12 protein-coding genes are annotated in these 12,888 nt (G+C 39.9%); 6 read left to right on the forward strand and 6 right to left on the reverse strand.

All coding sequences use genetic code 11. The annotated features are described in order from the left end of the window. Positions 1-291: 291 nt before the first annotated feature. Positions 292-2,103 (forward strand): M4 family metallopeptidase, encoded by a 1,812-nt coding sequence (locus QE422_RS06055; RefSeq protein ID WP_307455933.1) that lies wholly within the window; start codon positions 292-294, stop codon positions 2,101-2,103. Next, complete coding sequence (locus QE422_RS06060) at positions 2,051-2,239, forward strand: T9SS type A sorting domain-containing protein (RefSeq protein ID WP_307455934.1); 189 nt, start codon at positions 2,051-2,053, stop codon at positions 2,237-2,239. The genes QE422_RS06055 and QE422_RS06060 overlap by 53 nt, the downstream gene beginning before the upstream one ends. Before the next feature lie 71 nt (positions 2,240-2,310). On the opposite strand, the gene hemH is transcribed toward QE422_RS06060, so the two are convergent. Together hemH and QE422_RS06070 are read right to left on the reverse strand one after the other, a co-directional pair. Then, on the reverse strand, positions 2,311-3,333 hold the full coding sequence (gene hemH, locus QE422_RS06065) for a ferrochelatase (RefSeq protein WP_307455936.1): 1,023 nt from the start codon (positions 3,331-3,333) through the stop codon (positions 2,311-2,313). A gap of 71 nt (positions 3,334-3,404) precedes the next feature. Continuing rightward, complete coding sequence (locus QE422_RS06070) at positions 3,405-4,283, reverse strand: NifU family protein (protein WP_307455938.1); 879 nt, start codon at positions 4,281-4,283, stop codon at positions 3,405-3,407. Between the two features lie 163 nt (positions 4,284-4,446). On the opposite strand from QE422_RS06070, the gene QE422_RS06075 reads away from it, so the two are divergent. Next, positions 4,447-4,989, forward strand: a complete 543-nt coding sequence (locus QE422_RS06075) for a gamma carbonic anhydrase family protein (protein WP_307455940.1) — start codon at positions 4,447-4,449, stop codon at positions 4,987-4,989. Between the two features lie 766 nt (positions 4,990-5,755). On the opposite strand, the gene QE422_RS06080 is transcribed toward QE422_RS06075, so the two are convergent. Continuing rightward, positions 5,756-6,196 carry a hypothetical protein gene (locus tag QE422_RS06080; protein WP_307455943.1) on the reverse strand — a complete coding sequence of 147 codons (441 nt, stop codon included), beginning with the start codon at positions 6,194-6,196 and terminating at the stop codon, positions 5,756-5,758. Positions 6,197-6,277: 81 nt separating this feature from the next. Here QE422_RS06080 and QE422_RS06085 point away from each other — a divergent pair, with 81 nt between their 5' ends. Further along, a complete protein-coding gene (locus tag QE422_RS06085; RefSeq protein WP_307455944.1) occupies positions 6,278-8,407 on the forward strand; it encodes a helix-turn-helix domain-containing protein in 2,130 nt (709 codons plus the stop codon). 53 nt (positions 8,408-8,460) lie between these two features. Here the strand turns inward: QE422_RS06085 and QE422_RS06090 are convergent, their stop codons facing one another. From QE422_RS06090 to QE422_RS06100, 3 genes are read right to left on the reverse strand one after another with little or no spacing between them, the layout of a single operon-like run. Continuing rightward, positions 8,461-9,165: an endonuclease/exonuclease/phosphatase family protein gene (locus QE422_RS06090; protein WP_307455946.1), complete on the reverse strand. Its 705-nt coding sequence runs from the start codon at positions 9,163-9,165 to the stop codon at positions 8,461-8,463. Next, entirely contained in the window at positions 9,162-9,623 is a 462-nt protein-coding gene (locus tag QE422_RS06095; protein WP_307455947.1) for a hypothetical protein, read from the reverse strand. Before QE422_RS06095 ends, QE422_RS06090 begins: the two co-directional genes overlap by 4 nt. 13 nt (positions 9,624-9,636) lie before the next feature. Next, positions 9,637-10,392: a YwqG family protein gene (locus tag QE422_RS06100; protein ID WP_307455950.1), complete on the reverse strand. Its 756-nt coding sequence runs from the start codon at positions 10,390-10,392 to the stop codon at positions 9,637-9,639. 241 nt (positions 10,393-10,633) lie between these two features. On the opposite strand from QE422_RS06100, the gene QE422_RS06105 reads away from it, so the two are divergent. Together QE422_RS06105 and ribB are read left to right on the forward strand one after the other, a co-directional pair. After that, on the forward strand, positions 10,634-11,638 hold the full coding sequence (locus QE422_RS06105; RefSeq protein WP_307455951.1) for an LLM class flavin-dependent oxidoreductase: 1,005 nt from the start codon (positions 10,634-10,636) through the stop codon (positions 11,636-11,638). Positions 11,639-11,705: 67 nt separating this feature from the next. Then, positions 11,706-12,827 (forward strand): 3,4-dihydroxy-2-butanone-4-phosphate synthase, encoded by a 1,122-nt coding sequence (ribB, locus tag QE422_RS06110; protein WP_307455952.1) that lies wholly within the window; start codon positions 11,706-11,708, stop codon positions 12,825-12,827. Positions 12,828-12,888: the final 61 nt, after the last annotated feature.

Here is a 12,888-nt window from a genome sequence, read left to right on the forward strand (position 1 = left end):
GTTTTTGCACCTTAAAAACGATCCTAAGATTATATTTCAACAAATAATGAATTATAATGTCTGGCATAGCGAAAAAATATTTAATTAATAATGGTTGATTGGGTTTAAAATTTTAATTATAAAGATTGATTCGTTTGAAATTTTTAGAATTTAAAAACATTTTATTTAAAATCGTTATTATGATTAAAGTATTTTATTGTAAAATATGTTGAATTATATTCATTTATTTTATTAGTTTTATGTAAAGTTTTTGTTAATTTATTTTAAAACCAATCCATATTTATTATGAAAATGAAATTTATCTTACTATCAAGTGTTGCTGTATGCTCTTTTACTTTCGGGCAGTATATTCCATCCAGAATCGTTCCTGCTAAAGACGGGCTTCACGCAGAGTTTATCCGATTTGAAAAAGAGCGGCCCGTATTTCAGGGAAGTCCGGTTCTGTTTGATGAGGTTTCACAGAAATTGTCGTTGGCCAATGGCCGTAAGATGGCTTCTGAAAAAGATCAACTGGGATATGAAACCCACCGGTTTCAGCAGCTCATCAATAATATACCCGTAGAATATGGCATGATGGCTGTACAGACCCTGGATGGAAAAATTGCAGGAGAATCGGGAAGCTGGATTATTAAAGTGCCTAAAAATCTTGATAAGAGCGCTAAAATTTCCGAAAGCATCGCGTTACAGAATGCATTGGCATTTGTAGGTGCGGAATCGTACAAATGGCAAAATAAAGAAGAAGAATCTTTCCTTAAAAAAGAATCTGATAATCCACAGGCAACTTTTGCTCCCAAAGGTGAAATTGTTTATTATTCTGATCCTGCGGATGAAAACATAAATAATCTGAAGCTGGCTTATAAATTTGATATCTATGCTGAAAAACCGGTAAGCAGGCAATATGTTTTTGTAGATGCCAGAGACGGAAAAGTATTGGGAGTTGACGCGATTATCCATGAGGCGAATAGTCCGGGAACGGCTGTCACGGCTTACAGCGGAACCAGAAGCATCACGGCGGATTCTTATAACGGAAGTTACCGTTTAAGAGAAACCGGAAGAAACGGCGGTACAGCAGTGCAGACTTTTAATCTGCAGAAAGGGACCAACTATTCTTCTGCAGTGGATTTTACAGATGCGGATAACAGCTGGAACAACGTTAATTCCAATAAAGATCAATATGCTACCGATGCCCATTGGGGAGCGGAAATGACAGTGGATTATCTGTACACGAAATTCGGAAGAAAAAGTATCGATAACAATCATTTTGCTATAAAGTCATACGTTCATTATTCTACCAATTATTTTAATGCATTCTGGGATGGTTCCAGAATGACGTATGGTGACGGAAGTTCATCGACAAACGGAGGGAAACCATTGACAGCTCTTGATGTCTGCGGTCACGAGATTGCCCACGGAATGACCTCTAAAACAGCCAACCTTGCCTACCAGAGAGAATCTGGAGCATTGAATGAAGGATTTTCCGATATTTTTGGGAATTCAATAGAACGCTGGGCAAGACCCCAGCAGGCAAGCTGGAAATTAGGGGAAGATTTCAGCTATGTGATCCGGGATATGGCCAATCCTAATGCGTACGGCCAGCCGGATACCTATCTTGGAACTTACTGGAAAGCAACAACAACATCGGGTTGTGCCAGTCCTACACAATCAAACGACTATTGTGGAGTTCATACCAATTCAGGCGTTCTTAATTTCTGGTATTATTTATTGGTAACCGGAGGAAGCGGAACCAACGATAAGAGTTTTGCCTACAATGTGACAGGAATCGGCCTGGATAAAGCGGCAGCTATTGCGTACAGAACGCTTACCACTTATTTATCCTCTTCTTCTACCTATCAGAATGCCAGAACCTATTCTCTTCAGGCGGCAGCTGATCTGTATGGGGCAGGAAGTAATGAAGTTACACAGGTTGCCAATGCCTGGAACGCTGTAGGAGTAGGCGGCGGAACTTCTGCCGCAGGAAAAACTGCTGTTACCGATGCTTTGCTGTACACTATCAGTCCTAACCCGGCAACAGACAAATTCACCGTTTCATTTGAAGGGAAAGCAGGAAGCGGGAGTAGTGGAATTGGTGAGCCTGACCGGTAAAAAAGAAATTTCCGAAAAAGTAAAGTTAACGGATGGAGCAAACAGGGTGGAAATTCAGCTTTCAAACAATATGCTTCCGGGAATCTATATCGTCACTGTGAACGGACAAAAAGCTGGAAACTTAATTAAAAAGTAATACGATAACAACCTTAAAAAAATAAGACCACGGGAATTCCCGTGGTCTTATTTTTTTTAATATGTATTTTATTATACCAGATAAAACTCATGGAGCTTTTCTTCGCAAAGTGTTTTTACAACTTCGATCCAACGGTCTTCATCATTCAGGCAGGGTATATAATGGAAGCTTTCTCCTCCGGCGTGGGTAAACTGGTGCTTTCCTTCTACAGAAATCTCTTCCAGTGTTTCCAGGCAGTCTGAAACGAAGGCCGGACAGACAATGGCCAGGTTTTTTACTCCTTTTCCCGGGATCGTTTCCAACGTTTCGTCGGTATAAGGTTCAATCCATTTATCTTTTCCTAACCGTGACTGAAACGAAACAATCGTTTTCTCTTTCGGAATGTTGAGCTTTTCAATCACCTTGTTGGTGGTAGTAAAACACTGGTGACGGTAGCAGAACTTGTGGCTGGGATTGCTTTCCCTCGAACAGCAGTCGTTCAGGTTACAGGTTTTCGTAGGATCGGTTTTATAGATATGCCTCTCCGGAACCCCGTGATAGGAAAACTGTAAAGCGTCGAAGTTTTCAGGAAGCTTCTCCTTAATGCTTTCCGCAAGACAATTGATATAAATATCCCTGTCATAGAAAGGCTGGATGTAATTGATCTTTATTTTCGGAAACTTTTCCTTTCGTACTTCTTCTGCTTTTTCAATAACGGTCTCTGTAGTACTCATCGCATATTGCGGATAGAGCGGAAAAAGAACGATTTCCGAAACTCCCTGATCCACCAGCTTCTGAATTCCCGCTTCAATGCTCGGCTGGGCATACCTCATCCCGATTTCCACCGGAACATCCACCAGCTTCTGCAGCTTTTTCTGGATTTTTTCGGTAATAACAATGAGAGGGGAACCTTCGTCCGTCCATACCGTTTTATAGGCTTCAGCAGACTTTTTAGGCCTTGTATTAAGAATAATCCCCTGTACCAGCAGCGCACGGAAAAACCAACGGTAGTCGATTACCCGCTCGTCCATCAGGAATTCATCCAGATATTCTTTTACATCTTCTACTGCAGTTGACCTTGGTGATCCTAGGTTGACTAATAAAATTCCTTTCATAAAATATAAGTAATGAGCAATGGGTAATAAGTAATTGTCGATAATTGCTTATGACCCATCGCCTGTGTTTTTTATCCGTTTACGGCTTCCACTCTTTCTACAAGATCCGGTACAAATTGTTTTAAGATGTTTTCAATCCCGTTTTTAAGAGTAGCCGTAGAGCTCGGGCATCCGGAACAGGCACCTTGTAAAAGCATTCTTGCTGTTTTGCTGTCCTGATCATATTCCATTAATGAAATTTTTCCACCATCGTTTTCTACCGCCGGAGCCACATATTCATTTAAAATGTCGGAAATTTTCTGCTCATCGTCGGTATAATCCCTGTTGATGATCTTTTCCACCGGGTTTTCATGTTTTTGCGCTTCGATATTGGAAATTTCTCCGCCATTCTGAAGGTATTCTGCGATCAATGCACGAACCGACATCATTACCTGGTGCCACTCTACGGAGTTATCTCTCGTTACAGCAACGAAATTATCCGAAATAAAAACTTCCTTGGCAAAATCAAATTCTTTAAATATCGCCTGCGCCAGTGGAACACCCTCCGCACCTTCTGGAGATTTTACCTCTACGAAACCTTCAAGCAGTAATTTATTGGAAACAAATTTCATCACATTAGGATTCGGGGTCATTTCCGCATAGATCTGGTATAATTCTTTTTTCTTCTGAAGGTAAATTCTCGGATTGGCCAGCAGTTCGTCTTCAATGACGTTTTTCAGGCTTTCTGCTACATGTTCCCATTCTACCGTATCCTGCTTGGCAATGGCCACAAAATTGGCAGTAATGAAAATTCTTTCTACAAATGGATAATTGAAAAGTTCCTGTGCGATCGGAAGTTCCGAAATATCTGAATCTCTGTCCAACTCCAAAGATCCCGGGATCAGGTTGTAATCCGCTACAAATTTCATCACTTTCGGGTTTTCGGTTGGCTCTATAAGTATAGTACGCATTTTTTCTTTAAATTTGAGATACAAAAATACGCAATTAGAAATTAGGAGGCAGGCATCGGAAGTTAGATTTTTGCTATCGGCATCATTTGAAAGTCGGAAGGTAAACAGATTTCTGCCAAACTGATTTCAGGATAATACATTATCAAATTTTCAAATTAAATATATGGCACTGATCAAAGAACTTTTAGGAAAATCACCACAGATAGGGGAAAACACATTTTTAGCGGAAACCGCCACGATCATCGGGGACGTCACGATGGGAAGAGACTGCAGCATCTGGTATAATGCCGTGATCCGCGGTGATGTGCATTACATCAAAATGGGAGACAAAGTAAATGTTCAGGATAATGCCATGCTGCACTGCACTTACCAGAAACATCCGTTAAATATCGGGAACAATGTCTCCATCGGCCATAATGCCATTGTTCACGGCTGTACGATCAAAGATAATGTTCTCATCGGAATGGGCTCTATTGTTATGGATGACTGCCTGGTGGAAGAAAACTCAATCGTAGGTGCGGGTTCGGTCGTAACACAGGGAACGCACATCAAATCCGGAGAAGTCTGGGGTGGAGTGCCTGCAAGAAAAATCAAGGATATCAATTCCCAATTGCTGGAAGGAGAAGTGAACAGGATTGCAGACAATTATGTAAAATATTCTTCCTGGTATAAGGAAAATGCGGTGAATAAGGTTAATGGTGAATAGTCAATTTTGCTTTGCAAGTGAATTTTGAATAATAAAAGTTGACCATTGATTCACAGAAATTGACCATTGACTTTTACTGTAGCTTATTAATTTTGCTTTGCAAGTGAATTTTGAATAGTAGAAATTGACCATTGACTCGCAGAAATTGACCATTGACTTTTACTGTAGCTTATTAATTTTGCTTTGCAAGTGAATTTTGAATAGTAGAAATTGACCATTGACTCGCAGAAATTGACTTATTGACATTTAACTGGGGCTCATTAATTTTGTTTCGAAAGTGAGTTTTGTTGATTAGTATCGGATTGACCATTGACTTTCAGAAATTGACCACTGACTTTTACTGTGGCTCATTAATTTGCTTTGCAAGTGAATTTTCGTTTTGACTATTGATAAAAAATATTCCGTAGGAATAATATCTGTTTAGCCGAAAATCAAATGGATTAGATATCAGCACGCCGTAGGTGTGCTATCTGTAGCATGGTAAAAGATAAAACTCCTATGGAGTTCTGATAATGGTTTATACATGTAAACTACAGATATTGCTCCTTTGGAGCAAATGAATGCATTTATTAACAATATGTTTCTAAAATTAAAAATTGACAATAAAGGATTTGAATTTTGAATTTTGCTTTGCAAATGATTTTTTAATGTAATCAATTCACCATTCACTCGCAGAAATTCACCATTCACAAAAAGCATTGCCCTATCCGGCAATGCTTTTTTTCCTTAGCGAAAAATCCTGTAGGAATTTATATATAAAAATGTGTTAAGGGTTTATCAATTCAGCTTTTCCGCCGATGCATTTGATTCCGGTAGGCGGATTGACCATCATACAGTCGGAAATAACTCCATACTTTTGATTGAATGCTTTTACTTTTTCTGTATAATCATTAATTCTTTCCAGAATAACGGTTTCCATTTTCTTCGGATAAGCAATGTATAACTGAGGGCCGCCGCAGGCTTTGGCGCCCATCGGAGCAAATGCCCATGCGGACGCATTGGTACATTTTTCTTTCGTAACTTCAGATTCGATGGAAGCCCTCAACTGATCCAGCTGAGCCTGATCGTACTTTTGGCTGCTCTCATCAACCGGTCTTTCGGAGATATCTTTGGGAAGATTGGCATCCACATCTTTTGCAGAACCACAGGAAACAAATAAAGTTAAGCCCAACAGGACAGCCGAAATGCACGGAATCGTTTTTAACATAATAACATAATCTGTTTCAAAATTTTCAAAACTTATGCCAAGGTAAGGTTTTTAAGATTCATTTCCGTAATTTTGACTGCGATGAACAATCATTTTTTTGACTTAATAGAACACACCAACCGAAGCGTATTTTTAACGGGAAAAGCCGGAACGGGAAAGACGACTTTCCTTAATGATTTTGTAAAACGCACCAGAAAAAAACACATTGTCGTTGCTCCCACTGGGATTGCAGCCATCAATGCAGGTGGCGTTACCATTCACTCCATGTTCGGATTACCGCTGAGAACTTTCTTACCGACGACTGAAAGAATAGATACCAGTCTGGCAAATAATATTGCCGACCTGATGCCGCATTTCAAGTACCGTAAAGATAAATTAAAGCTTCTCCGGGAAGTAGAGATCATCATCATCGATGAGGTTTCGATGCTACGGGCTGATGTGCTGGATATGATGGATTTCTCCCTGAGATTCATCAGAAGGAACAACCAGCGTTTCGGGGGGGTACAGATGTTGTTCATCGGGGATCTGTACCAGCTGCCGCCGGTGGTGCGGGATGAGCATATTTTAAAAATGTATTATAATTCCCCATTCTTTTTCGATAGTCATGCGATCAAGGAAATTCCACTGATCACCATTGAGCTAACAAAAGTTTACCGACAGTCCGACGAGGATTTTCTGGCGATTTTAAATGCCATCCGTGACGGCGATATTGCCAATATCGATTTTGAAAAGCTGAATAAAAGATACGATCCGGATTTCAGTTCGGAGGATGAGCCTTATGTTTACCTGTGTTCGCACAATAAAATGGCAGATGATATCAACCAGGAAAAGCTGGATGAAATTAAAGTATCGGCCAAAACGTATGAAGCCAAACTTTTCGGAGAATTCAGGGAGAACCAGTTTCCAAACGAGCAGTTCCTGGACCTGAAAATTGGCGCGCAGATCATGTTTATCCGGAATGATGTGTCGGGGGAGAAGCGGTATTTCAACGGAAAGCTGGGGGAAATTTCTGCCCTTGATGAAAACGAAATTAAAGTGATCCTCGACGGAAGCGAAAGGGAAATTACGGTAAAAAGAGAGGTCTGGGAACAGAAAAAATATTTCCTGGACACCGATAAAAATATCAAGGAAGAAGTATTGGGAAGCTTCGAACAGTTTCCGATCAAGCTGGCCTGGGCAGTTACGATCCATAAAAGCCAGGGATTGACGTTTGACAGGGTCATCATCGATGCCGGAAAGAGTTTTACGGCCGGGCAGGTGTATGTGGCTTTGTCCCGTTGCCGCACGCTGGAAGGAATTGTTTTAAAATCCAGAATCACACCGGAAGTTATTTTCAAAGATAACAGGATCCTGTATTTCCATACCGATACGGTGGCCAATGATAAAGTGGAAGCCATCCTGAATAACGAAAAGTACGATTACAGCATCAAAAAAGTTCTCCGTACGGTCGACTGCTTGTGGTTTTTGAATGAAGTGGAAGAATGGAATAAACTGTCGGTGGCTACGAAAAGCATTGACCACGTAAAAACCAATCAGCTGTACGTGCAGCTGAAGCATGAGATTGTCAATCTTGGAAAAATCTACGAAAAGCTGCAACGGGTAATTTCGCAGAAGGTTAATAACTTCATCGAGCAGAAAGAAGAATGGTCGGAGATTGAAAGCAAAACGAAAGGCGCCGTTAATTTCTTTTTTACAGAGATCCGGTATAAGGTTTTTAATCCGCTGAAAGATTTTTATGCGGAGATCAAGGGAACCAAAGGCTTAAAACAATATAATGAAGAATTCCGGGTATGGCTTGAAGATGTGGAAGAATACCTGAACAGCCTGAAGGAAATCCATCTGTTGGAAACCAAGCTGCTGGACGAAAAAAACAATCAGGAAGTGAGCATGAAAATCGCCAAAGTCCCGTCCCAGGTTCTGACGTTCCAGTTATTTGAGCAGGGAAAAACCATTGCCGAAATCGCTTTGGAAAGAGGGTTGGTCAAAGAAACGGTATTCGGACACCTGGCAAAATTCGCAGAACAGGGTTTGCTTGATATTTCCAGGGTTATTACCTCCGATAAAATCAAAGCTTTCGAAGAACTTTTCTACAAAGACCGGAAAGAGACTTTAACGGAATGGAAGAATGCGCTGCCGAGCCATTTTGAATTCAATGAAATCAGGATTTTGATTAATCATTTTACGTATCTGAAGGAGAAGTCTCAGTCTTGATTAGAATAGAATGAGAAGCATTAGAATAAAAAAACAGTCAGCAATTTTATGAATTACTGATTTTTTTTATGATCGGTAGAAATAAAAATCCCCTGGTGATCGCTGATCAAGTCTTTCTCTACGACAATTCCGGTATCGAAAAACTGATTAGTAAAAGCTTCAGGAATCACGATATGATCAATATTATTCTGGATTTCCGAAGTAACATTTATTAATTTTAAATCAAGAAACAGCTCTTTTAAATCTGCCGTTGTTTTAGAACTGATGCATAGATTTTCTTCACCCTTTTTAAAAGAAGTATTGAAATCCCCAATAATAAACAGATTAGGGTTCTCCGCATGAATTCTTTTGCAATCTGAAATGGTATTGCGTAATTCGTTATCTGCAAAGGGCTGGCGGTTAAACCATGTCCCGATAATGGTACAGTAGAAAACGATGTTTCCGAATGCAGTTTCAAATTCTACAGCAAGATTTGTTTTATCATCCGTTACTGAATATTTTTTCGAATAAGGAATTTTAGAATATAAAATGGTTCGGAAAGCTTTTTCGCCTTTCAGATAATCCGTATAATTAAGATTTTCATACACTGTATTTTCAGGGATGGATGCGCAGAGATATTTATAAGGAAACCTGGTAAGATCGAGATCCACGGCTTCAGTCAGAATCAGAAAGTCAAAATCAAACCGGTTCAGGAATGCTGCCGTTTTTTGTGGGTTCTTTTTTCTGGCCCAGTCGATATTGAGGGTGGCGATTTTCAATCAGGATGTTTTAAGTCTGAAATTAGTTTTCTTCGATTGTTATCATAAAAAGAGGCAGCACGAGATCTATTTCGAAATAAAGTTTCTGCATTCTCCAATTCATTAAATCTTTCTTTATCAGTTTTATCAACCTCAACAAATTCAAAATGGTTTTCATCGAGAGCTGTAAAATCAACAAGCTTTAAATATTCCGAAATAGAATTTTTGTCAATCATAATTTTTCCGCTTCCAAACCGGTGTCTGTCCTGTCCGTTTTTCTTTACTCCAGAAATCCAATATTCTTCGCCGGTTTCAATATCAAAATAATTTCCCCAAATACCCGGGACTTTAAGTTTTTTCAACGCTTTATTGTTGAAATAAACTGTTTGCCCGGATTTTGAAAACTCCACAAATCCAATCCAGGCGTATCCGTGATGACCTGAAGACTTGTTTTCGATATACATTATTTTTGGCTTCATAAACTTGATATTTTTAACAACAATCCCAATAAAACCATGCTTTATCAAACTTTTTATTTGCAAGATCTTTTGGATTTATAAACAAATGCGCTACTCCTGAATCTCCGAACATAATTTCATCATCCGTATCGATTTGGAGAAGCAGAAGGTCATTCTCTTTATCTTCAGTATAATCCCGAGGATCACTTTGAGTAAAAAAAGCATATCCACCAATGTGGTGACCAGCCCCGTCAATTATTTTATCGATTTCCTCCTGTTCCGTGTGATTGAGTGTATCACGGAATTCCCAAAATTCTTTACCGTCAAACTGCATAGAAAACCTATGGTCTTCGCTACTGCCAAATTTCGTATCTTTTGTGAAGATTAAACGGTGTTCTTTGTAGATAGGAACTTCGTCATAAAGATCTTCAGTCAGGAAGGAAAAATCATCCTGAGCCTCCTCTGCAGTATCATCATGGAACATAATCTTATAATCGGTAGTGTCGTACCAATCATCTGAAGACATGTATAATTGTAGTATGCCTGAGTCTGGATATCCGTCAAGCTGGGGAACTTCACTGAAATTGATCTGTGCCCAGAGAATCATTGGCTTGTTATTCTGATCTTTGGGGTATTCCGTATTTTTAGGAAGGTAAGGCTTGCCTAAAAATTTGCTTCCTGTAATGGAGACAGGCTCTTGAGCAGAAACAGCAATTGCTTGAATTTCTACCATTTCCATTCGGAATCTTTCAAGATCGGCTTTGAATTTATTTAAAAATTCAGGTATCATAAGGTTAAAGTTTTTATGCTTTTAAATATACAAATAAACTTATTGCTAGCCTTTGTGATTTAACCTTAAATATTCTCAATAATAAAGATAAACGGGTTTTCCGAAATACATTAGGTTAGTTCATCAATTTTTCCAATAGCTTTTCCCTTTCCATCACCATCAATCCTATCAATTACAAAAAGTAACTAATGAATTTTATTAGCCTTATCTTTGTTCAGTTTTTAAAACTAAAATAAAAAGTATGAAAAATTTCGAAATATCAGTGTTGGATCTTGCGCCGGTAAAACAAGGGAAAACGGTTCATGATACGTTTCAGGACAGTCTGTCTCTGGCCAACCATGCTGAAAGTTTAGATTATAAAAGATTCTGGCTGGCGGAACATCACAATATGGAAAGTATAGCGAGTTCTGCAACCTCGGTCCTGATCGGTTTCATTGCCAACGGAACAAAAAAAATAAGAGTAGGATCGGGGGGAATTATGCTTCCGAACCACAGTTCGCTGGTAATTGCCGAGCAGTTCGGAACATTGGAATCCCTTTTCCCGGGGCGGATTGATCTTGGTTTGGGGAGAGCTCCTGGAACCGACGGACTTACGGCTAAGGCATTGGGAAGAAATCCGGCCATCATCAACGAGCAGTTTCCGAGACAGATCCTGGAATTGCAGAAATATTTCTCCAAGGAAAATTCAAACGCGCTGGTCCGGGCCATTCCGGGGGAAGGACTGGATATTCCGTTGTATATCCTTGGTTCCAGTACCGACAGTGCCTTTCTGGCTGCCGAATTGGGACTTCCGTATGCTTTTGCAGGGCATTTTGCCCCGGAGCAGATGGAAATGGCGTTCAACATTTATAGGGAACATTTTGAGCCTTCAAAATATTTGGATCAGCCTTATGTTATTGCCTGCGTAAATGGCGTTGCCGCAGAGACTTCAGAAGAAGCACATAAAATCTCCACGACGTTGTTCCAGGCATTTATCAATATCATCCGGAACGACAGAAAGCCTTTCGCGCCGCCGGTAGACAATATGGATGACATCTGGTCGCCGATGGAAAGATCGATGGTATTGCAGAAGCTGAGGTATACCTTTATCGGACATCAGTCTGAGATCGAGCAACAGCTGAAAACATTCCAGGAAAAATTCAATGTAGATGAGCTGATGATCAATTCCCACATCTACGATCATCAGAAAAGACTGGCGTCTTATCATATTTTCAGAAAAGCCAAAAACGCCGTATTCGGCGAATAATAAAGAATTTAGATTAATTGGAAGATGCCTGTTTTTATAAGTATCTTTGCATAAATTAAAAAGTAAAATGTCTGATATTAAGTTAAATACTATTCCTGAGGCTATCGAAGACCTTAAAAATGGTAAAATAATCATAGTAGTGGATGATGAGGACAGAGAAAACGAAGGTGATTTTCTTTGTGCAGCTGAACTTACGACCCCTGAAATTATCAACTTTATGGCGCTTCACGGAAGAGGGCTGATCTGTATGCCGCTTCCAGAAAAACGATGCGATGAGCTGGGCCTTGAAGTAATGGTAAGCAGAAGCAGCGACCCGAAAGAAACGGCTTTTACCGTTTCGGTTGACCTTTTGGGTAACGGAACATCTACCGGAATTTCAGCAGCGGACCGGGCAAAAACCATTCTTGCTTTGATGGATGAGAATTCCAAGCCGACCGATTTTATGAGACCGGGGCATATTTTCCCGCTACGTGCCAGAAAAGGAGGCGTTCTTAAAAGAGCAGGACATACGGAAGCAGCCATCGATTTGACTTGTCTTGCAGGTTTGAAAGAAGGTGGGGTAATCTGCGAGATCATGAATGAAGACGGATCCATGTCGCGTTTGCCGGAGCTGTATGCTTTTGCGCAGAAGCATGATATGAAAATCGTTTCTATCGAAGACCTGATCCATTATCAGCTTAAAAAAGGAAACCTGATTGAAAGACTTGAAGAAAGAAAGGTAAAAACCGCTTACGGCGATTTCGATTTCTATGCCTTCCGGGAAACTTCCAATGATCAGATCCATTTTGCTTTAACGAAAGGAAGCTGGACAGTAAACGAACCGGTATTGGTGAGGGTGCAGTCTTCAGATTCATATTTTGATGTACTGACAAGGTTAAACAACGGTGAAAAGCCTTTGCTTGAGAAAGTAACCAATATGGTGAATGAAGCGGGGAAAGGTGCTATTATTTTTATCAATAACGTTTCAAATGCTGAAAATACGCTGAAAAAATTACAGCAGTTCCTGAATTATCAGGATGGCCAACAGCAGCATCCGACCCTGGCGTTCAATTACAGAGATTACGGTATCGGAACACAGATCCTCAAAAATTTAGGAATCAATAAATTTAAAGTAATCACCCAAAATCCGAACATTAAGCCTCAGGTTGGAGGATATGATGTGGAGGTTACCGAAATGGTGCAGCTTTAGGGTAAATGGTGAATTATCAATTCGCTGCGTTTGTCAGTTTTTTGTAGGTTTTAAAAATTGA

The organism is Chryseobacterium sp. SORGH_AS_0447 (assembly GCF_030818695.1).
Classification (GTDB): Bacteria; Bacteroidota; Bacteroidia; order Flavobacteriales; family Weeksellaceae; genus Chryseobacterium.